At 69.4% G+C, this 18,836-nt stretch carries 23 protein-coding genes; 6 read left to right on the plus strand and 17 right to left on the minus strand.

Annotated elements, in window-relative coordinates; translation table 11 throughout:
* Positions 1 to 87: 87 nt before the first annotated feature.
* The 7 genes from AC5PYY_RS08415 to AC5PYY_RS08445 all read right to left on the minus strand — a co-directional run bounded on the left by AC5PYY_RS08415 (position 88) and on the right by AC5PYY_RS08445 (position 6,929).
* Complete coding sequence (locus AC5PYY_RS08415) at positions 88 to 2,079, minus strand: heavy metal translocating P-type ATPase (protein WP_348647747.1); 1,992 nt, start codon at positions 2,077 to 2,079, stop codon at positions 88 to 90.
* Positions 2,076 to 2,498 (minus strand): ArsR/SmtB family transcription factor, encoded by a 423-nt coding sequence (locus tag AC5PYY_RS08420; protein WP_143785162.1) that lies wholly within the window; start codon positions 2,496 to 2,498, stop codon positions 2,076 to 2,078. Before AC5PYY_RS08420 ends, AC5PYY_RS08415 begins: the two co-directional genes overlap by 4 nt.
* 240 nt (positions 2,499 to 2,738) lie before the next feature.
* Positions 2,739 to 3,122 (minus strand): VOC family protein, encoded by a 384-nt coding sequence (locus AC5PYY_RS08425; RefSeq protein WP_493896383.1) that lies wholly within the window; start codon positions 3,120 to 3,122, stop codon positions 2,739 to 2,741.
* A 351-nt stretch (positions 3,123 to 3,473) separates the two neighbouring features.
* Complete coding sequence (gene istB / locus AC5PYY_RS08430; protein ID WP_493896384.1) at positions 3,474 to 4,253, minus strand: IS21-like element helper ATPase IstB; 780 nt, start codon at positions 4,251 to 4,253, stop codon at positions 3,474 to 3,476.
* Positions 4,250 to 5,773 carry an IS21 family transposase gene (istA, locus tag AC5PYY_RS08435; protein ID WP_493896385.1) on the minus strand — a complete coding sequence of 508 codons (1,524 nt, stop codon included), beginning with the start codon at positions 5,771 to 5,773 and terminating at the stop codon, positions 4,250 to 4,252. Before istA ends, istB begins: the two co-directional genes overlap by 4 nt.
* A gap of 122 nt (positions 5,774 to 5,895) precedes the next feature.
* Complete coding sequence (locus tag AC5PYY_RS08440; RefSeq protein ID WP_493896386.1) at positions 5,896 to 6,159, minus strand: hypothetical protein; 264 nt, start codon at positions 6,157 to 6,159, stop codon at positions 5,896 to 5,898.
* A 101-nt stretch (positions 6,160 to 6,260) separates the two neighbouring features.
* Entirely contained in the window at positions 6,261 to 6,929 is a 669-nt protein-coding gene (locus AC5PYY_RS08445) for a TetR/AcrR family transcriptional regulator (protein ID WP_493896387.1), read from the minus strand.
* Positions 6,930 to 7,293: 364 nt separating this feature from the next.
* On the opposite strand from AC5PYY_RS08445, the gene AC5PYY_RS08450 reads away from it, so the two are divergent.
* The gene (locus AC5PYY_RS08450) at positions 7,294 to 7,713 is read left to right on the plus strand and encodes a cupin domain-containing protein (protein ID WP_493896388.1); all 420 of its coding nucleotides are present in this window, start codon (positions 7,294 to 7,296) and stop codon (positions 7,711 to 7,713) included.
* 338 nt (positions 7,714 to 8,051) lie between these two features.
* Here the strand turns inward: AC5PYY_RS08450 and AC5PYY_RS08455 are convergent, their stop codons facing one another.
* Positions 8,052 to 8,594, minus strand: coding sequence for a GrpB family protein (locus AC5PYY_RS08455; protein ID WP_493896389.1), 543 nt, complete (start codon positions 8,592 to 8,594; stop codon positions 8,052 to 8,054).
* A 244-nt stretch (positions 8,595 to 8,838) separates the two neighbouring features.
* Between AC5PYY_RS08455 and AC5PYY_RS08460 the strand changes: the two genes are divergently transcribed.
* The gene (locus AC5PYY_RS08460; RefSeq protein WP_161937868.1) at positions 8,839 to 9,597 is read left to right on the plus strand and encodes an alpha/beta fold hydrolase; all 759 of its coding nucleotides are present in this window, start codon (positions 8,839 to 8,841) and stop codon (positions 9,595 to 9,597) included.
* 72 nt (positions 9,598 to 9,669) lie between these two features.
* Here the strand turns inward: AC5PYY_RS08460 and AC5PYY_RS08465 are convergent, their stop codons facing one another.
* From AC5PYY_RS08465 to AC5PYY_RS08490, 6 genes are all read right to left on the minus strand, one after another.
* On the minus strand, positions 9,670 to 10,287 hold the full coding sequence (locus tag AC5PYY_RS08465; RefSeq protein WP_493896390.1) for an HAD family hydrolase: 618 nt from the start codon (positions 10,285 to 10,287) through the stop codon (positions 9,670 to 9,672).
* 36 nt (positions 10,288 to 10,323) lie between these two features.
* Positions 10,324 to 10,566 (minus strand): YlcI/YnfO family protein, encoded by a 243-nt coding sequence (locus AC5PYY_RS08470; protein WP_493896391.1) that lies wholly within the window; start codon positions 10,564 to 10,566, stop codon positions 10,324 to 10,326.
* Positions 10,556 to 10,870, minus strand: coding sequence for a hypothetical protein (locus AC5PYY_RS08475; protein ID WP_493896392.1), 315 nt, complete (start codon positions 10,868 to 10,870; stop codon positions 10,556 to 10,558). Before AC5PYY_RS08475 ends, AC5PYY_RS08470 begins: the two co-directional genes overlap by 11 nt.
* Positions 10,871 to 10,922: 52 nt before the next feature.
* On the minus strand, positions 10,923 to 11,270 hold the full coding sequence (locus AC5PYY_RS08480) for a type II toxin-antitoxin system PemK/MazF family toxin (RefSeq protein ID WP_114928882.1): 348 nt from the start codon (positions 11,268 to 11,270) through the stop codon (positions 10,923 to 10,925).
* Positions 11,257 to 11,487 (minus strand): ribbon-helix-helix domain-containing protein, encoded by a 231-nt coding sequence (locus tag AC5PYY_RS08485; protein WP_188430346.1) that lies wholly within the window; start codon positions 11,485 to 11,487, stop codon positions 11,257 to 11,259. The genes AC5PYY_RS08480 and AC5PYY_RS08485 overlap by 14 nt, the downstream gene beginning before the upstream one ends.
* Positions 11,488 to 11,591: 104 nt before the next feature.
* Positions 11,592 to 12,236 carry an HAD family hydrolase gene (locus AC5PYY_RS08490; protein WP_493896393.1) on the minus strand — a complete coding sequence of 215 codons (645 nt, stop codon included), beginning with the start codon at positions 12,234 to 12,236 and terminating at the stop codon, positions 11,592 to 11,594.
* Positions 12,237 to 12,419: 183 nt separating this feature from the next.
* On the opposite strand from AC5PYY_RS08490, the gene AC5PYY_RS08495 reads away from it, so the two are divergent.
* Both AC5PYY_RS08495 and AC5PYY_RS08500 read left to right on the plus strand, forming a co-directional pair.
* Complete coding sequence (locus AC5PYY_RS08495) at positions 12,420 to 13,475, plus strand: tyrosine-type recombinase/integrase (protein ID WP_493896381.1); 1,056 nt, start codon at positions 12,420 to 12,422, stop codon at positions 13,473 to 13,475.
* A complete protein-coding gene (locus AC5PYY_RS08500; RefSeq protein WP_493896382.1) occupies positions 13,472 to 14,764 on the plus strand; it encodes a tyrosine-type recombinase/integrase in 1,293 nt (430 codons plus the stop codon). The genes AC5PYY_RS08495 and AC5PYY_RS08500 overlap by 4 nt, the downstream gene beginning before the upstream one ends.
* A gap of 74 nt (positions 14,765 to 14,838) precedes the next feature.
* Here AC5PYY_RS08500 and AC5PYY_RS08505 read toward each other — a convergent pair whose 3' ends face one another.
* Both AC5PYY_RS08505 and AC5PYY_RS08510 read right to left on the minus strand, forming a co-directional pair.
* Positions 14,839 to 15,186 (minus strand): type II toxin-antitoxin system PemK/MazF family toxin, encoded by a 348-nt coding sequence (locus AC5PYY_RS08505; protein ID WP_493896394.1) that lies wholly within the window; start codon positions 15,184 to 15,186, stop codon positions 14,839 to 14,841.
* Positions 15,173 to 15,403, minus strand: coding sequence for a ribbon-helix-helix domain-containing protein (locus tag AC5PYY_RS08510; RefSeq protein WP_188430346.1), 231 nt, complete (start codon positions 15,401 to 15,403; stop codon positions 15,173 to 15,175). The genes AC5PYY_RS08505 and AC5PYY_RS08510 overlap by 14 nt, the downstream gene beginning before the upstream one ends.
* 391 nt (positions 15,404 to 15,794) lie before the next feature.
* Here AC5PYY_RS08510 and AC5PYY_RS08515 point away from each other — a divergent pair, with 391 nt between their 5' ends.
* The gene (locus AC5PYY_RS08515) at positions 15,795 to 16,517 is read left to right on the plus strand and encodes a UPF0158 family protein (RefSeq protein WP_493896395.1); all 723 of its coding nucleotides are present in this window, start codon (positions 15,795 to 15,797) and stop codon (positions 16,515 to 16,517) included.
* A gap of 86 nt (positions 16,518 to 16,603) precedes the next feature.
* On the opposite strand, the gene cysM is transcribed toward AC5PYY_RS08515, so the two are convergent.
* A complete protein-coding gene (gene cysM / locus AC5PYY_RS08520) occupies positions 16,604 to 17,518 on the minus strand; it encodes a cysteine synthase CysM (protein WP_493896396.1) in 915 nt (304 codons plus the stop codon).
* A gap of 217 nt (positions 17,519 to 17,735) precedes the next feature.
* Here cysM and AC5PYY_RS08525 point away from each other — a divergent pair, with 217 nt between their 5' ends.
* The gene (locus tag AC5PYY_RS08525; protein WP_493896397.1) at positions 17,736 to 18,836 is read left to right on the plus strand and encodes a branched-chain amino acid aminotransferase; all 1,101 of its coding nucleotides are present in this window, start codon (positions 17,736 to 17,738) and stop codon (positions 18,834 to 18,836) included.

Genomic DNA, 18,836 nt, shown 5'->3' on the forward strand with positions numbered 1-18,836 from the left:
CTGCGGCGCGTCCGACATTGCCGCTCCGGTCGGTGTCTCGAAGGTCCAGGTTTCCGCGGCGGTTGGTGGAGTGGCTGCGTGCTGTTCTTACACCCGGGCCTTCAGTGGGCGGGCGTGGTCGTGGACCTTGTCAAGGTGGGGCAAGTGCCTGGCGCGTCCGGCCCGAACCCCGTTGGCGATGACGAGGACCTCGGCCAGCTCGTGGATGAGTACGACGGCTGCCAGGCCGAGGACGCCGAAGAGGGCCAGCGGGATCAGGACCGCGATCAGGGCCAGGGACAGCACGACGTTCTGCAGCATGATGGCCCGGGTGCGGCGGGCGTGGTCGAACGCGAACGGCAGCAGGCGCAGGTCATCACCCATGAGGGCGACGTCGGCGGTCTCGATCGCGACGTCGGTGCCCATGGCGCCCATCGCGACGCCGACGTCTGCGGTGGCCAGCGCGGGAGCGTCGTTGACGCCGTCGCCGACCATGGCGGTGGGTCCGTGGGCGCGCAGCCCGGTGACTACCGTGGACTTGTCCTCGGGGCGCAGGTCGGCGTGCACCTGCTCGATGCCGGCCTGTTCGCCCAGGGCCGCGGCGGTGACCTGGTTGTCGCCGGTGAGCATGGCCACGGTGTAGCCGTGGTCGCGGAACCGGGAGATGACCTCGGTCGCCTCCGGCCGCAGCTCGTCCCGGACGGCGATGGCGCCAACCGGGTGGCCGTCGACCTCGACCACGACCGCGGTCGCGCCGGCCTGTTGCATACCGGTCACGGCCGAGGAGAGGTGACCGGGCTCGATCCAGGTGGGCCGGCCCAACCGGACCCGCGCGCCGTCGACGGTGCCGACCAGCCCGGCGCCGACGACCGCCTCCACGTCCTGCGCGGCGGGGACCTGGTCGGTGGCGGCCAGGATGGCGGCGGCGAGCGGGTGCTCGCTGCGGGCCTCCAGCGCGGCCGCCCACGCCAGCACCTGGCCTTGGTCGTGGCCCGGTGCGGTGGCGACGTCGATCACGGCCGGCCGGTTGCGGGTCAGCGTGCCGGTCTTGTCCAGGGCGACGGTGCTCACCCTGCCTAGGGCCTCCATCGCGGCGCCGCCCTTGACCAGGATCCCGCGGCGGCTGGCCGCGCCGATCGAGGCGACCGCGGTGACCGGCACGGAGATCGCCAGGGCGCAGGGAGAGGCCGCCACGACCATGACCAGGGCGCGGTGCACCCAGACCGAGGGGTCACCCAGCAGGGCCCCGAGCAGGACCGTCAAGACTGCGGCGACCAGGATGCCGGGCACCAGCGGGCCGGCGACCCGGTCGGCCAGCCGCTGGGTGGCGCCGCGGCGGGACTGCTCGGCCTCCACCACGTGCACGATGCGGGCCAGGGAGTTGTCCTGCGCGGTGGAGGTGACCTCGACCTCGAGGGCGCCGGTGCCGTTGATCGACCCGGCGAAGACGTCCTGACCAGGTCCGGTCTCCACCGGCATGGACTCGCCGGTGATCGCCGAGGTGTCCAGGCTGCTGCGGCCGGTCCGCACCCTCCCGTCGGTCGCCAGCCGCTCCCCCGGCCGGACCACCATGACGTCCCCGATCACCAGCTGTCCGGGGTCGACCAGGAGCTCGCGGCCGCCGCGCAGCACGGTCGCCTCCTTGGGCACCAGGTCCAGCAGGGCCCGCAGGCCGTGCCGGGTCCGGGCCAGGGAGTACTCCTCCAGGCCCTCGCTGAGGGAGAACAGGAACGCCAGCGCGGCGGCCTCCTCCACCTGCCCCAGCAGGGTCGCCCCGACGGCGCCGATCGTCATCAGCAGGCCGACACCCAGCTTGCCGCGCGCCAGTCGTCGCAGCGCACCCGGGACGAACGTGGACCCGCCCACCAGCAGCGCCGCGGCAGCCAGCACCAGCTCCGCGATCGCCCAACCCGCGAGCCCGGCGAGTAACCCGGCCCCCAGGAATGCACCGGAGAGCAGACCCAGCTGTACCTCGCGCACCTGCCAGAGCCGGGTGACCGGCTCCTCGACCTCACCACCGCCGGTGGGAGGCGGCGGGGCGATCTCGCACCCGCACGCGTCCACGAGGACCTCCCGCTGCGGGGTCTCCTGGCCGCTCACACCCCCTCCTCCTGCCCGGCGTGGGTTCGCAGCTGGTCCGGGGCGGGATTGCCTTCGGTCCCGACGCCGTAGTTCGGGCACAGGGCCACCGCGTACCCCGAGGAGGCGAGCAGCCGCTCCGCGGCGTCGAGGACGCCCAGCAACTCGGGCGCACTGGTCAGCGAGAACATCGAGGCGCGGCCTTCTGGCCGGGACACGACCAGGCCGCAGTCGCGCAGGCACGCCAGGTGCGCGCTCACCGTCGACTGCGCCAGCCCCAGATGCTCTGTGAGGTCCCGGACGCGGTGCTCGCCCAGGGTCAGGTGCTGCAGGATCGCCAGCCGGGAAGGGTCCGACAGGCCGTGGAACAGCGCCGCCGCCACCACCAGCCCGTCACTCCCTGCAGGCGCCGCCGGCACGCTCATGCCGTCCGATGTCATCGTCATCCGGCGATAATAGCGCACCTTGCGGGTCGGTGCCGGCACCCCTCATTGTTCTGGCCCAGCAGACCTCGCCACATAGCAGTCACGGTTCAACTCCCGCCCGTTAGCCATACGTCGCCACCGGGCCCACCGCCGGAGCGCTTGCGGGCTGCTCGGGATGCACTCATCTGCCGCACTGAGCGTGGCCGCACGCTACTGCCGCGGAGCGTAGGACGCACGCTATGCCGGGGCCCGACCTCATCGGTTCTCCTGATTGGCGGTCCAGAGGCCGAAGGAGGTTCCGGTCGGGTCTCTATAGATGCCGAACCAGCGATCGTCGCCACCTAGCTCAGTCCGACGACGCTGGATCGTCCCTCCGTTCTGAGCGATGGCAACGAAAGCAGCCTCGAGGTCGTCGACCTCGAAGTAGATGCGGGTGCCGCCTGTTGAGGGCTTGACCGGCTCGAGCGAACGCTGCAGCCCTCCAATGGCCACGCTGTCAGCCTTGATGATCCAGTAGTCCGCTCCCAGCGACGTATCCGCGAAGGCTGGCTCGAACGTCCACGCCCACAGGCCGCTGTGGAAGTCTTGAAATCGCTCGGGTTCCGCTGTCTCGATCTCCCACCAGACGATTCCGCTCATCCCTGGATGCTAGCCAGACGAGCCGTGACCGGGCGTCGGAGTATCCCGCGAGGGGCTACGGCCGCCATCCGCTCCTGCCGCACTGAGCGTGGCCGCACGCTACTGCCGCATGCGTCGCGCCATGGACCGCCGCTCGTAGAGTGGAACTTTTCGAGACTGTGCAATGCCCCAGTCAGCTTTCGCCGGCCGACCTGGCGCGCTGTCTCAGCTCAATCCTTCTGGCTCATGCGCCGCGTCTGGAGCCAGCGGGTGAAGAACAGGAGCCCTCCGGCAAGGATGAGCAGACTGTCAACGGCCAGTTGGAAGTCCCCGGTTTTGGCCAGGTGGAAGTCCCCACCCTCTGCGGGTTGATCAGGGGGTGGGCAGCTCACCTCCTCGGCGTGCGTGTGCTTGGCGCATGCGGTAGGACTGGCCGTTGGTGAGCACGGTGGTGGCGTGGTGCAGGAGGCGGTCGAGCATGGACACTGCGGTGGTGTGCTCGGGCAGGAACCGTCCCCAGTCCTCGAAGGAGTGGTGGGAGGCGATGCCGAGGGATCGGCGTTCGTAGGCGGCGGCGATGAACCGGAACAGCAGCTGGGCGCCGGTGTCGTCCAGGGGCGCGAAGCCGATCTCGTCGACGAGGACGACGTCGTTGCGTAGCAGGGTCTCGATGGTCTTGCCGACGGTGTTGTCGGCCAGGCCGCGGTAGAGCGTCTCGACCAGGTCGGCCGCGGTCAGGTACCGCACCCGGTGGCCGGCGAGGACGGCGGCGTGACCCAGGGCGATGAGGGTGTGCGACTTCCCTGTGCCGGCGGGCCCGATGAGCGTGACGTTCTCCCTGGCCCGGACCCACTCCAGGGACGTCAGGTACGCCCAGGTCGGGGCCGGGATCGAGGAGGCGGCCAGGTCGAAGTCCTCGATCGTCTTGAGCACCGGGAACGCCGCGGCCTTGAGGCGTGCTCGCTCGTTGGAGGCGTCCCGGGCGGCGATCTCGGCCTCGACCAGTGCCCGTAGCACTTCCTCGGGCGACCACCGTTGGGTCTTGGCCGTGACGAGCAGCTCGGGGGCGAGCTGTCGCATCGCGGCCAGCTTGAGCCGGCGCAGCCCCGCGGTCAGGTCCGCATCCAGCACCGGCACGGTTGAGGCGCTCACGAGGACACCGCCTTCGGTGCCGGGGCGTACTCGGCCAGCGACCGTCCCGCAGTCGTGGGCAGGTCGAGGACGAGAGCGTCCCCGGCCGGGCGCGGGGTCGGGAGCCCGGTGCCGGCGGCCAGGATCGAGCGGACGTCGGCCGCTTTCCACCGCCCGAACGCGGTCGCTCGCTCGAGCGCGGCGACCATCGTGGCCTCGCCGTGGGCGGCGGTCAGGGTGTTGAGCTCGGCCAGCTCGGGACCCAGGCGGGTGTGCCCGGCCCCGGCGGCACCGGCGATGAACGCCTGCGCGGCCGGGCCGAGCGCGCAGAACTCTTTCTCCGCCGCGGACCGCGGGCGGATCGCCCGCACCGGTGCCGCGGGGCGGGCACCGCCGTAGTGCTCGTCCAGGACCGAGGCATCACCGGGCGCCACGAGGGGGTGCTCGGCGTGGACCTCACCGGTGCCGGGGTCCAGGACGAGCACCCGGGTGCCATCGACGAGCACGCCCACCTGGGTGCCGATCAGCGCGGTCGGAACCGAGTACCGGGCCGAGCTGAGGCGGATCGTGGACAGCTTGTCGACCTTGCGGGTGACCGGCGCCGGGCCGATGACCGGGCGCAGCGAGGGCAGCTCGGTGAGCAGGTCGACCTCGGTGGCCAACCGGTCGGACGGGACCGCGCAGGTCTCGGAATGGACCGCGGCGTTGACCTCCTGGCACCATGCCGCTGCCCGCTCGTTCGCGGCACCGAGGTCGGCCAGGACCCGCGCGGCGCCGGCGGCCAGGCCACCGGCGCCGGCGTGCTCGAGCAGCAGCGGCAGGGCCAGGTCGTCCTTGCCGTACCGGACCAGGTTCTCCACGATGCCCTTGGACTCCGGGTCGGCCGCCTCGCAGAAGTCGGGCCGGAACCGGTAGTGCGTGGCGAAGCGGACGTACTCAGCCGTGGGGACGACCCGGTTGGCGACCACGCCACCCTTCAGGCAGCCCATCCGGTCGGCGAGCACCACTCTTGGTGTGCCGCCGAGGACCTCGAAGCACTCGGCCAGCATGGCCATCGTCGTGGCCGCCTTCTCGTCGGCGGCGAGGCGGACGAACCGGAACCGCGACCAGGCCAGCACCGCGGCGAAGACGTGCACGCCGCCGATCACGCCCCAGTCGATGACCAGGTGCTCACCCGGGGACCACGACGCCGGCCGGTGCCGGCGTCCGTGCTCGCTGCGGTACCGCGTCTTCTCCTGGGCGACGAGGCGGCGGAAGTTGCGCGCCGAGCCCGTGAACCCCGCCGCGCGGGCCCTGGGCAGCAGCCGCTTGGCACTGATCCGGCCCCGGGTGTCTTTCACGTCCCCGGCCACGAGCGCGCGCACGGCCTCGTAGTTCGCCGGCCGCGGCGCCCTGACCGGGCGGCCCTGACCGGCGGTGTGACGTTCCACGACCCGCTTGACGGTCTTGTGCGTGGTGCCGCAGATGTCGGCGGCCCCGCGGTAGGTGCCCACCTTCTGGTAGGCGGTGATGATGTCCAACTCTTCCCTCATGTTCTTCAATGGAGCTCCCTGGGCGGTGCGGTGACTGGCTAGACACCGCCACCGTTCACCGTCCAGGGGCTCAGCTCATGGACGACACGAGCAGAGGGTGGGGACTGTTTACTTGGCCACCAGCGGGGACCTCACGTGGCCACCAGTGGGGACTTTGCCACGGCCATGGACAGCAGACCCAGGCCGGTGAGCAACCAGGGCACCGGGTCCAGCAGTTCGGACCCGCCTCCGCCGGTGTCGGTCTCATACGTCACCCAACCGGGACCGCGCCGGTGGAGCCAGGCCACCCAGAGCAGCGGAAGCGCAGCGCCTGCGAGCACGAGTGGCCAGCCCCGTCCGCGGGTCACGATCCCGGCCGCCCCGAGGATGAGGACCGCCCCGGGGAGGACGAGCATGCCGATGCTCGGCAGTGACGCGGCCCCAAGTCCGAGTGCCGCGCCGCCGACCAGCCAGAGCATCAAGGCGCCCGGCCCGCTCCGATCCCTGTCTCTGCGTGTCATCGGGTACCGCCTGTGATCGCGGCGGCCGTCCGGCTGAACTGCTCCAGGTCGGTGAGCACGTCCTCGGTCCCGGTCCCGTCCCCGCGCAGGTCGCGCAGCAACTCCAGTCCGAGGAAGCCGGCCACCACGGCGTGCGCGACGACAGGCGGCCGGAGGGCTGTGCGCAGCGGACGAGGTATGAAACGCTCCGCCACCTGCGAGACGAGCTCTTCCCAGCGGTCGATGCGCTCAGCCACGCCCGCCTTCAGTCCAGGGCTCGTCGGCGCCCCGGCAACCAGCTCGACGAGCACACGCAGGTCGCCGGAGCGTAGGTCCTCCGCGGCGATCGTGCGGCCGAGACGGGCGAGCTGGTTGGGGGTGCGCGCGGACAGGAGCGGCTGGCGATAGGCGGCCATCCTCCGGTCGCTCACCTCGTCGAGCACCGCGAGGAGCAGGTCGGGCACGCCGTCGAAGTGATAGAAGAGGCTGGCCTGTGAGCAGCCCGCGAGCGCCGCGACCGAGCGGGCGCTGGTCCGGGAGAAGCCCTCCTGGACCAGATTCGCGCGCGCGGCCGCGACGAGCGCCTCCCGCGTAGCTGCACCGGTCCGGTTGGTCCGGCGCCTCGCTCGCTCCGAACCTGTCCTCTCCGTTGTCGCAGTCGTCGTCACCGCCGGTTCCGTCGCCACGATGACTCGCCTCCTCACGCTGGCCTTGCCTCCACCTTAGCGTGCTGTCTGAGCGACTGCTCAAACTCTCGGCAGGCGTGCGTCCACTCCCCCCGGTAGCAGGCGGCTTGGGGCTAATAGATAGGAGTTCACTCTCCTGCCGCACTGAGCGTGGTCCGCACGCTCCTGCCGCACTGAGCGTGGTCCGCACGCTACTGCCGCACCAGCCGGTGTCGACAGCTGGGCCGTACGTCGCACTACGCATCGGAAGGCGGTTGAACGTCCGAACGGGACTCGCTATGCGCGGACCACAGGTACATACTGGGACATGACCCTCCACCCCGGATACGCGCTAGCGGCTGACGACTCCCTCGAGGAGTTGGACATGGGTGGCGGCTCCGTGCTTTCCATGAAGGTCACCGCGCGCGAGTCCAACGGCCTCCTCACTGTGATCGCTGGGCTCGTCGAGACCGGAGGGCCGCCGCGGCACGTGCACGAGGCGGAGGATGAAGTCGTCATCTGCCTCGAAGGTTTGCTGAACTACGAAGTCGGTGACCGGAGCGGAGCGCTTCACCCCGGCGGCCTAGTGTGGTTTCCGCGACACGTCCCCCATGCCGTGGCCAATCTCGCCGGCGCACCCTGCAGGTTCATTACGGTCGTGACACCCGGTGGAATCGAGGACTTCTTCCGCGCCCAGCGTGACTACCTGTCGGGGTTGGACAGCCAGAATCCCTTTGATCCCGATGCCTTCGGCCAGGTGCCCGGCAGCGAGACACGAACCATCGTCGGGCCGCCACTAGGTTGAAAAATTGCGCCCCTAGCCAGTGCGAGCGCTCCGTGTGCACGGCAGCCCGGCGCTCCGCACACGAACTGAGGAAACAGTCATCGCACCGTCGCCCAGGCGAGGAATGACCGGACAGCCGCCGACAACTCACCAAAAGACGCTCGGCGATGATCTGAACACCGAGTCACCGCCGACCCAGATCACGTTCCACTCCACAGGCCGCCGGGGACGGCCCGAGCGCACAACGTCTCGCCATTCACCGTCCGGACGACCAGCAGCTTCCGGGGAGTCCACGCCACCAAGTCCCATCCGGTCATGCCGCGAGCCGTGCGGAGGCTGAGCTGCGCGGCCCCAGCCTGTCAGAGCGCCCCGTGGTTGGGGGGCAGTCCCATCTCCTGGCGGGCTGAGTTGACGATCTCCCGGACGAAATCGGCCTTCCTTCGGGTGTAGTCGGGCCCCCAAACACCGGCCGCGACCAGGTCCCGCTTGAGGTCCTCGTATCGCTGCACGTCGACGGGATGGGACCTCAGCCAGCTCGCGAACAGACGCATGTGAGCCTCAGGCCACTGGGCTGCCGTGAAGAGATGCCCGATCGCATCGCGTCGTCCAACGGCGGGATGGAAGATCGCCCAGTGGTCCCCGACCTCCACGGCCGCAGTCCAGTCCATCGGCAAGAGCGGCTGCATCGCATCACTGACGCTCCGTCCCTCTGGTAGACGCAGTACCAGATCAATGACCGGTTTCGCAGACAACCCCGGCACGGAGGTAGAACCGGCGTGCTCGATGACCCACTCTGGCCCGAGCACCTTGCGCAGCGACCGTGCCACCTCCAGGAACTTCGCTGCCCATGAAGGGTCGTGAGGCACCAGGCGCTCTTCCGGATACCGCTCAACCCACGTCACGTGATGACGATAGGGGCCAGCACGGACAGGCTGTCGGACACGCTCATCTGCCGCATGGAGCGTGGTCCGCACGCTACTGCCGCGCGGAGGACAGGGGACGGCTACGCCCGTGCAGGTTGGTGGCGACGGCGGTCTCGCTCAGCCCTGCCCGCTCGACGTAGCTCACCGCATGAGTCGTTGACAGGCCGATCAAAATTCTGCTCTTCTGCAGGCAAGAAGCCATCGATCTAACCTAAGGAGCACTGTGACCTCCCTGCGGACCCATAATTGGGGTGACCCGGACCGGCCAGCCCTGCTCCTGGTCCATGGCCTCACCGAGGCCGGAACCGCCTGGCCTCACGCGGTCGAACGGTGGTCGCCGACCTGGCACGTCCACGCCGTCGACCTGCGAGGCCACGGAGGATCACCCCGCTTCGACACCGCCGCCGCATCGCGCATGCTCGACACCTTCGTCAACGACCTCGTCGAGACCCTGCGCGCACTCGGACCGGCGACCGTGATCGGCCACTCTCTCGGAGGACGCGTCGCCGCCATCGCGGCGACCAGAGCGCCGGACTTCGTCCGCGCACTCGTCCTTGAAGATCCCGCCCTCACGCAGGGCACCGTCACCCCGCCCGGCTTCGCAGACGAGCAACACACCTTCCTCGACCGGTTCGACAACCCGGCTGACGCAGGGAGGGAGAAGGTGCTCATGCGACGCAACACGACCTGGACGGACGACGAGATCGACCGGTGGGCCGAGTGCAAACCGCACGTTGACCGACACATGATCGACCAGCTCGAGCTCGGCCAGGTCAATGCCAGCGACGTGTTTACAGAATTGAGGTGCCCCACGCTCGTCCTTTACGACGCCGACGGTCCGTTCGCCAAGCACTCGGTCCCCACCAGCAACCCCAGCGTTGACGTCCGATACCTCGACGGTGTCAGCCACTGCATCCGTCGAGACGACCCGACCACGTACCACGCCATCGTCGACCCATGGCTGGCAAACCACGGCCGCTAGCAGATGTCCACGACACGTCCGCTCATGCCGCACTGAGGACGGCTACGATCGTCCAACTTTGCCGCTGGTTGCCTAGGGGGTCAGCATGGCGGTGACCGCGTTCAGTTGTGGGAGGTCGTGCACCGTGGGGACCAGGATGCAGGTCATCCCGGCCATGACCGCGCCGCCGTCGCTGGCTGGGGTGTCGCCCACGTAGATGGTGTCTGCGGGCAACGTGCCTAGGCGTGAGGCCGCCAGGCGGAAGATGGCTGGGTCGGGTTTGACGAGTCCTTCCTCGAAGGAAAGTACGACCGTGTCGAGGTAGGGCAGGATGCCGAGCTCGAGCAGGCGCGGGCGCAGGTCTAACGCCGTGTTGGACATGAGCCCAACCTTCGTACCAGCAGCCTTCAGGATCTTCAGCAGTTCAATAGCGCCGGGCACAGGGACCCAATGGTCAGACATGACGTCATACAGGGCCTGCGCCAGCGCTGGGGCGCACGGCGTTTCCTCGGTGGGACCGTTTTGAAAGGCGCGCCGGTGGGTAGTCGGTTCCAGATCCCAGAAAGTGTCGGGGTAGCGGATGGCTGCGCGGGTCCACACTTGGCGCAGGACGGGGAGCACGTCTTCCGGGTCGATGGTCTGTCCCGACTCGACGGCGGCGTGGTGAAGCCACGCCTGGCTAGGTAGCGGACGAGAGACCACTGCGGACATCCGCTACTGCCGCCGGCCGCGTGCTGGGCTCAGGGGTCAGGCGGGGCGAGACAGCTCGTGCTCGACAGCTCGACGGATCCAGGCCGAGACTGAACGATCGTCGGCTTCTGCGGCGCGCTTGACTTCCTCGAGCAGATCCGCTGGGAAGCGCACCGGCACGGGCGTGCTCAGTGGACGCTTGCGACGACGCGGAGGTCCCTGGGGCTCCTGGTTGCGCGGGTCAACGTAGAACTCGTACTCCTGCTCCGGCGTCATCGGCCGGCTGTCGTCAGTGCTCATCACGGTCCCTCCGGTACGTAGCGGCGAGGCCCGAAGACGCCTCGTAGCAGCCGATCGGTCGGCACTTGCTCGGATCGCCCGACCGAGATGGAGCCAGCGGCACGATGAGTACTCGCCCACTGACTTCCGCGAGCATCAGCCAGTGAGCGGGCGGCCTGGCCGGGTAGAACAGCGGGTCGCTGCTCCACGCATCGATCACGTCGTCCATCCCCAGGTGCGGATGCTTGAACAGATGAGCGGCTTGCCTGTCGATCTCGAAGGGCTCGTTGTCATCGAGCGCTTCCAGGTCGAACGGGTCGCTCATACGCCAAGTGTATTACAGACGACTACGCACGCACATGCCGCGCGTCGCGCGGTCACAGTTGCAGATGGATTCGCAACGCTTCGTCGACCGCGGCCATGAGGCGGTGCGACACCCGGCCTACCGCAGAACCGACCCGCTCGACGGCGACGGAGCGCACCTGCTCCGCCTGGGCCTTGGAGTCCACCCGCAGTCCTGTCTCGTCGGCTGGCAGCAACACCTGGAACGGGAAGATCCGCTCCACGTTGCTGGTCACGGGCACGACGGTGACTACTCCACGACCGAGTCGTTCAGCCATGGTGTTCGCCCGATCATTACTGACGAGCACCGCGGGCCGCCGCTTGTTGGCCTCGCTGCCGCGCACCGGATCCAGATCGACGAGAAGGATCTCACCGCGCAGCATCGGTCAGCCCGTCCGAGGACGTTGACGCCCACGCGTCTTCGTCCCCTGCGACGGCCCACTCCTCCCAGGCGGCGGCATAGGCCGCCTCCAGCTGCGGGTCTTGCAGGCGGCGGATGGCCTGCTGGACGGCAGCGGACCTCGACTCGAGGCCAGCTTCTTCGACGTAACGGTCGAGGGCCGCGAGGTCTTGCTCGCTCAGACTCACACTCACCTTCATGCATCGATGCTACCCGAGTAGGATGGTATTTACTACCTCAGTAGCAGCATCCGGTCATGCCGCCCGGAGGACGGCTACGCTCGTCCAACTTTGCCGCTGGTTGCCTAGGGGGTCAGCATGGCGGTGACCGCGTTCAGTTGTGGGAGGTCGTGCACCGTGGGGACCAGGATGCAGGTCATCCCGGCCATGACCGCGCCGCCGTCGCTGGCTGGGGTGTCGCCCACGTAGATGGTGTCTGCGGGCAACGTGCCTAGGCGTGAGGCCGCCAGGCGGAAGATGGCTGGGTCGGGTTTGACGAGTCCTTCCTCGAAGGAAAGCACGACCGTGTCGAGGTAGGGCAGGATGCCGAGCTCGAGCAGGCGCGGGCGCAGGTCTAACGCCGTGTTGGACATGAGCCCAACCTTCGTACCAGCAGCCTTCAGGATCTTCAGCAGTTCAATAGCGCCGGGCACAGGGACCCAATGGTCAGACATGACGTCATACAGGGCCTGCGCCAGCGCTGGGGCGCACGGCGTTTCCTCGGTGAGAACGTTTTGAAAGGCGCGCCGGTGGGTAGTCGGGTCCAGATCCCAGAAAGTGTCGGGGTAGCGGATGGCTGCGCGGGTCCACACTTGGCGCAGGACGGGGAGCACGTCTTCCGGGTCGATGGTCTGTCCCGACTCGACGGCGGCGTGGTGAAGCCACGTGTCGAGTGAGTCAGCGACCACCAGCGTGCGATGAAAGTCGAAGATCACACCGCTGAAAGACATACCCCCATAGTCAACGACTGGTGCCGAAGGCGGGTTCGGGACACGCACTCTTCTGCTTGTTATGCACGTGATCTTCCGGGAGATTTCGACCAGCCGGTGTGGCTGATGGTCGAGGGACCGGGAGGTCGTGACATGTCGGGTCTGGATCCGTGTCTGGTCAGGTCGCGAGGGCCCTCGGGCGAGGTGGTGCTGCGGGTCGGGGTCGGCTGCGCGGACGAGTACCTGGACTTCCTGTCCGGGCGGTGCCGGCCGAACACGGTCCTGGCCGCGGCGTACGACCTGAGAATCTTCCTGTCGGTGCTCGGCAAAGACCCGGCCGAGGCGGTCCCGGCCGACGTGCTCGCCTTCATCACCGCCCAGCGCACCGGCCGTCCTGCCGGCGTGGTCCAGGGGCTGCCCGCCGACGGCGGAGGCGGGGTGGGGCCGGCCACGGTCGCCCGGCGGGTCTCCACGATCTCCGGGTTCTACGCCTTCTTGCAGGTTCGCGGGGACGTGGTCACCAACCCGGTGCCCCGGGGGCTGCCGACCCGCAGGGAGAGATCCCGCCCCTCCCAGGGCGTGCCGTTGACCAGGCGGGTCCGGTCCCTGCCGCGGATCCTGGCCCCGGCCGATGTCGATGCCCTCACCGGCGCCCTGCGCACCCACCGGGACCGGGCCATGGTCGCGGCGATGGTGCTCGGCGGGCTGCGCCGCTGCGAGGTCCTGGGCCTGCGCCTGGAGGACTTGCGGGTTGCCGAACGGCGGGTGTTTATCGCCGAGGGCAAGGGCGGGCGGCAACGCATTGTGCCCGTCTCGGCCAGGTTCTTCACCGCGGTCGCCGACTACCTGGCCATCGAGCGACCCGCCGACGCCGCGACCGGCCGGTTGTTCGTCGTGCTCAAGGGACCCACCCGCGGGCAGCCGCTGACCGTGCGCGGTATCGATCAGGTCCTGGCCGGTGCCCGGACGCGTGCGGGCCTGTCCCACGGCACCTGCCACGAGCTGCGGCACACCTGCCTGACCCGGCTGCGGGAGGCAGGGATGGCCCTGGAGGCCGTCCAGGCCCAGGCCGGTCACGCCTCGATCGAGTCCACCCGGATCTACCTGCACCTGGCCGACGACTGGCTGGCCTCCCAGTACCGCAAGGCCGCCGAGGTCATCGACGCCCAGGTCTTCGCCGGCGTCCCCGGCGTGCACGCGACACCGCCGCCGGGCGCCGGTGAACGGCCGGCGCTGCCGGGGTTCCGGAGGCTGCGATGAGCACCACCCTGCCGGTCCGGTTCGACCCCGCCCAGGACCAGCGCGGCGGCGCCGCGCCGGTCGCGACCTGGGACCAGGTCGCCGCCGAGCTGCCTCAGGTCGCGGCCACCATGCGGGCCTACCTGACCCAGCTGGCCTGCGTGCTGCGCCCGGGCAGCGTCAACGGCGCCGACCAGTCGCTGCGCTGCTTCGCCACCTACCTGCTCACCCACACCCCGACCCTGACCTGCGTGGCCGACATCGACCGGTCCACGATCGAGGCCTACAAGCCGTGGCTGGCCGCCCGCCCCGGCCGCGGCGGGACCCCGTTGGGCCTGGCCACCATCGCCGGCCGGCTGGGCACGCTGCGGATGTTCTTCATCCGGATCGGCGAGTGGGGCTGGGACGACGCCCCGGCCCGGGTGCCGATGTTCTCCGGTGACCTGCCCCGCCAGGACCGGCCCCTGCCCAAGGCGCTGGACGACCCGAGCGCCGCGCGGCTGCTGCGCGCCGCCCAGGCCCAGCCCCGGATGCTGCTGCGCGTCACCGTGGAAGTCCTGCTGCGCACCGGCCTGCGAGTCAGCGAGTACACCGCCCTGCCCGCCGACGCTCTCGTGCACATCGGCACCGGACCCTGGCTGCATGTGCCGGTCGGCAAGCTGCACCAGGACCGCTACCTGCCCTTGCACCCGCACGTGCTCACCCTCATCCAGGACTACCGGGCCACCCACGTCGACCCCGCCCACCCGCTGCTGCTCCCGAGAGAGAACGGCCGGGCGCTGGACCGGCACACCGTCACCCGGATGATCAACAAGGCCGGCGCCGCCGCCGGCCTGGCCCACATCCACCCCCACCAGCTGCGCCACACCCTGGCCACCCAGGCCATCAACCGCGGCATGTCCCTGGAAGCCATCGCCGCGATGCTGGGCCACTCCTCGATGGACATGACCCTGCGCTATGCCCGCATCGCCAACCGCACCGTCGCCGAGGAGTACTTCGCCGTCACCGACAAGGTCGACGCCCTCTACACCGACCCCGCCCACCTGCCCGCCGACGCCCTCGGACCCAACATGGCCCGGCTGCGCCGCGAGCACTCCCGCATGCTCGGCAACGGCCACTGCACCCGACCCCCCGAGCTCGACTGCGCCTTCGAGTCCATCTGCGAGACCTGCACCTTCTTCCAGACCACCATCGCCTTCCGCCCCACCCTCCAGGCCCAGCACGACGACGCCCACGCCAAGGGCCAGACCCACCGAGCCCAGCTCTTCGGCAAACTCCTCAACGATCTCGAGAACGGCGAAGCATCATGAACCGCCCCCACCCCCATCACGTGCATAATGCCGCGCTGAGCGTGGTCCGCACGCTACTGCCGCGCGTCGCGCGGTCACAGTTGCAGATGGATTCGCAACGCTTCGTCGACCGCGGCCATGAGGCGGTGCGACACCCGGCCTACCGCAGAACCGAACCGCTCGACGGCGACGGAGCGCACCTGCTCCGCCTGGGCCTTGGAGTCCACCCGCAGTCCTGTCTCGTCGGCTGGCAGCAACACCTGGAACGGGAAGATCCGCTCCACGTTGCTGGTCACGGGCACGACGGTGACTACTCCACGACCGAGTCGTTCAGCCATGGTGTTCGCCCGATCATTGCTGACGAGCACCGCGGGCCGCCGCTTGTTGGCCTCGCTGCCGCGCACCGGATCCAGATCGACGAGAAGGATCTCACCGCGCAGCATCGGTCAGCCCGTCCGAGGACGTTGACGCCCACGCGTCTTCGTCCCCTGCGACGGCCCACTCCTCCCAGGCGGCGGCATAGGCCGCCTCCAGCTGCGGGTCTTGCAGGCGGCGGATGGCCTGCTGGACGGCAGCGGACCTCGACTCGAGGCCAGCTTCTTCGACGTAACGGTCGAGGGCCGCGAGGTCTTGCTCGCTCAGACTCACACTCACCTTCATGCATCGATGCTACCCGAGTAGGATGGTATTTACTACCTCAGTAGCAGCATCCGGTCATGCCGCGCTGAGCGTGGTCGGCACGCTACTGCCGCGCTGAGCGTGGTCGGCACGCTACTGCCGCGCTGAGCGTGGTCGGCACGCTACTGCCGCGCTGAGCGTGGTCGGCACGCTACTGCCGCGCTGAGCGTGGTCCGCACGCTACTGCCGCTTCCCGCGTAGGTCAGGTCCTCCGACTCGCTGATGAGTCGCCTGCCGGGTGGTGTCCGGCGGCGCCGATGATGGTCCGGACGTTGCCTGGGTCGCGCGGGTTGGACCGCTTCCCGCGGTTCGACCTCAGCGGCTCGCCCAAGCCGCCGCTGCAATTCGGCTGTGTCAGGGCCACAATGGCGGCATGTCGCTGAAGGAATTCCGTGCGGCCCTACGCGGTGCAACGTACCGCGCTGACATTCCTGAAGTGGTCCGCCTTGTTGAGGAGCGTCCGTGGCCGGAGGAGGTGCTTCAGCTCATCGGTGACGCTGTCCTAGTCGCGCTCACCTCTGGATCTTCCAGCGCACCTGGCCTGGCCAGAGCCTGCATGGCACGACTGCAGGCGAGGGGGTGGGAGGGCGACGACGACCTGGCCACCGCACTGATGGCTGGGCTCGGCGATGGCCCCCACCCGCTGCTGAGACCGGTCGCGATCGATGTGGACGAGCTCGCCAGCGTGCGCGAGGGCGACCCCACCCACGGAGGCGGTCGCGTCGATCTCACCACCGGGCAAGTATGGCCCCAGTTGCTGTACGACGATTTCCTCGCGGACGACAGTGAGGACGAACCCGGCGAGGAGGACGGCTCGCGATGGCTCTGGGTTGCCCCAGTTGGTTCACGAGCCGGCTATCGCGACATGGAAGTCTTCATCGGGACGCTGGATGACCATCACCTGACCGAGGTTCTGTCGACTGCGATCACCGGACGAGGTGCGTTCCGCCGGTTCAAGGACGCGCTTGCGCGCCACCCTGAAGTCGCTGATCGCTGGTATGCCTTCAGTGAGGACCGCGTCCGCGGCCGCGCCAGGGCATGGTTGGCCGCCAAGGGCTATACGCCGCGTCCAACGCGAGGTCCGTCACCGCCCTGACGTCAACTCGATCGCGAGCCGCTCATGCCGAAGTGCGCACGAGGGGCTGCCTGGAGCCCCCAGATCGGCTGCCATGGCCCCGACTCTCAGGCGGGGAAGACGCCGCTGGAGAGATATCTGTCACCGCGGTCGCAGACCACAAAGACGATCGTGGCCCCCTCGAGCTCCGTGGCCACCTGTAGGGCGGCCCAGCAGGCACCGCCGGCAGAGATGCCTCCGAAGATGCCCTCCTCGCGAGCCAGCCGGCGAGCCATCTCCTCGGCGTCCGCCTGGGCCACCTCCACGGTCCGGTCCACCGCTGATGGGTCGAAGATGCTCGGGACGTATGCCGGTGGCCAGGCGCGGATGCCCGGGATCCGCGAGCCTTCGGCCGGCTGCGCGCCGACGATCTCGATCTGCGGGCTGCGCGACTTCAGGAACCGTGAGACCCCGGTGATGGTCCCGGTGGTGCCCATCGCGGACACGAAGTGCGTGATCCGTCCACCGGTCTGATCCCACAACTCTGGGCCCGTCCCGTGCTCGTGGGCACGTGGATTGTCCGGGTTGCCGAACTGGTCCAGGACCCGTCCCCGGCCCTCCTGCTTCAGCTGCGTCACGACGTCGCGGGCCTGCTCCATACCGCCCTCGGCTGAGGTGAGGACGAGCTCGGCGCCATAGGCCCTCATCGTCTGGATGCGTTCGGTGGAGGCGTCCTCGGGCATGACGAGCACGAGTGGATAGCCGCTAATCGCCGCCGCCATCGCCAGTCCGATCCCGGTGTTGCCGGACGTGGCTTCCAGCAACGTGTCGCCGGGCCTGATCTCCCCGCGCTGCTCGGCGCCCCGGATCATGCTGATCGCCGGTCGGTCCTTCACCGAGCCGGCCGGGTTGTTGCCCTCCAGCTTGGCCAGCAGGACGTTGCCGCGCTGCTCCTTCTCCGGCCCAGGAAGGCGCTGCAGACGCACCAACGGCGTGCCGCCGATGACGTCCTCCATCGTGGGGTAGGGCCCAGGATCGCTCACCGGCCGGAGTCTACGGCGGCCACGCGGCGCCGCCACGACGCAGCCCGGTCGTGCGACGGCATACCCGCCACCGCAGTGTCACCTCCGCTGCCACGTGGCGAGCCAACCTCGACGTCTGAGCGCGACGGCATACCCGCAGGTCACGACACCAGACTTGACCCGACGTCAACCTCGGCCGTTGGCGCTGACGTCTCGGCAGGCCGCTAATCTCTTCGCCATGAGCCAGACGACGTCGTCCACCTCGTTCGCGGTGACCGAGCAGCCCGAGCGGCGCAGCGCCGAGGAGATCGCCCAGCTGCTCGAGAGCCCGGGCTTCGGCAGCATCTTCACCGAGCACATGGTGCTCGTGACCTGGAGCAAGGACGAGGGCTGGCACGACGCGCGGGTGGTGCCCTACGGCCCGATCCCGCTCGACCCCTCCGCGGCGGTGTTCCACTACGCCCAGGAGATCTTCGAGGGGATGAAGGCCTACCGTCATGAGGACGGCACCGTCTGGACCTTCCGCCCCGAGCGCAACGCCGAGCGCATCAACAACTCCGCGCGGCGCCTCGCCATGCCGGAGCTGCCGCCGACGATCTTCCTCGACGCGATTAAGGAACTGGTGACGATCGACCAGGGCTGGGTGCCGCCCGCCGGGTCGGGGGAGACCTCGCTCTATCTGCGCCCGTTCATGATCGCCACCGAAGAGGCGCTGGGGGTGCGCCCGAGCAACCGCTACCTCTTCGCCGTCATCGCCTCGCCCGCGGGCGCCTACTTCTCCGGCGGGCTCAAGCCGGTCAGTCTGTGGGTCAGCGACCAGTACGTCCGCGCCTCGCAGGGGGGCACCGGCGCCGCCAAGTGCGGCGGCAACTACGCCGCCTCGCTCGCCAGCCAGGCCGAGGGCATCGAGCACGGCTGCGACCAGGTGGTCTTCCTCGACGCCGCGGAGCACCGGTATGTCGAGGAGCTCGGCGGCATGAACCTCTTCTTCGTGTATGCCGACGGTCGGGTCGTCACGCCCGAGCTCACCGGCACGATCCTCCCGGGGGTCACCCGCTCCTCGCTCATCGACCTGCTGCGTGAGCGAGGGCACCAGGTGGAGGAGCGTCGCTTCACCATCGACGAGTGGCGCGATGGCGTCGCGAACGGCGAGATCGCCGAGGTCTTCGCCTGCGGCACCGCAGCCGTTATCACGCCGGTCGGGCGGCTCGCGTGGAGCGGTGGCGAGCTCGACATGCCGAGTGAGCACGAGGTGACCGAGGATCTGCGCTCCGAGCTGCTCGACATCCAGTACGGCCGCGCCGAAGACCGGCACGGCTGGCTCTACCAGCTGGTCTGA

This window comes from Serinicoccus sp. JS2-9 (genome assembly GCF_059025165.1).

Bases quoted from the DNA above. Each gene is read 5' to 3' on its own strand.
- AC5PYY_RS08505 (WP_493896394.1), bottom strand. From the start codon at position 15,186: ATGCTGCGCGGTGAGATCCTTCTCGTCGATCTGGATCCGGTGCGCGGC.
- AC5PYY_RS08490 (WP_493896393.1), bottom strand. From the start codon at position 12,236: ATGTCTTTCAGCGGTGTGATCTTCGACTTTCATCGCACGCTGGTGGTC.
- AC5PYY_RS08470 (WP_493896391.1), bottom strand. From the start codon at position 10,566: ATGAGCACTGACGACAGCCGGCCGATGACGCCGGAGCAGGAGTACGAG.
- AC5PYY_RS08525 (WP_493896397.1), top strand. From the start codon at position 17,736: ATGAGCCAGACGACGTCGTCCACCTCGTTCGCGGTGACCGAGCAGCCC.
- AC5PYY_RS08440 (WP_493896386.1), bottom strand. From the start codon at position 6,159: ATGCTCGTCCTCCCCGGGGCGGTCCTCATCCTCGGGGCGGCCGGGATC.
- AC5PYY_RS08480 (WP_114928882.1), bottom strand. From the start codon at position 11,270: ATGCTGCGCGGTGAGATCCTTCTCGTCGATCTGGATCCGGTGCGCGGC.
- AC5PYY_RS08475 (WP_493896392.1), bottom strand. From the start codon at position 10,870: ATGAGCGACCCGTTCGACCTGGAAGCGCTCGATGACAACGAGCCCTTC.
- AC5PYY_RS08465 (WP_493896390.1), bottom strand. From the start codon at position 10,287: ATGTCCGCAGTGGTCTCTCGTCCGCTACCTAGCCAGGCGTGGCTTCAC.
- AC5PYY_RS08420 (WP_143785162.1), bottom strand. From the start codon at position 2,498: ATGACATCGGACGGCATGAGCGTGCCGGCGGCGCCTGCAGGGAGTGAC.
- AC5PYY_RS08425 (WP_493896383.1), bottom strand. From the start codon at position 3,122: ATGAGCGGAATCGTCTGGTGGGAGATCGAGACAGCGGAACCCGAGCGA.
- AC5PYY_RS08485 (WP_188430346.1), bottom strand. From the start codon at position 11,487: ATGAAGGTGAGTGTGAGTCTGAGCGAGCAAGACCTCGCGGCCCTCGAC.
- AC5PYY_RS08510 (WP_188430346.1), bottom strand. From the start codon at position 15,403: ATGAAGGTGAGTGTGAGTCTGAGCGAGCAAGACCTCGCGGCCCTCGAC.
- AC5PYY_RS08515 (WP_493896395.1), top strand. From the start codon at position 15,795: ATGTCGCTGAAGGAATTCCGTGCGGCCCTACGCGGTGCAACGTACCGC.
- AC5PYY_RS08500 (WP_493896382.1), top strand. From the start codon at position 13,472: ATGAGCACCACCCTGCCGGTCCGGTTCGACCCCGCCCAGGACCAGCGC.
- AC5PYY_RS08450 (WP_493896388.1), top strand. From the start codon at position 7,294: ATGGGTGGCGGCTCCGTGCTTTCCATGAAGGTCACCGCGCGCGAGTCC.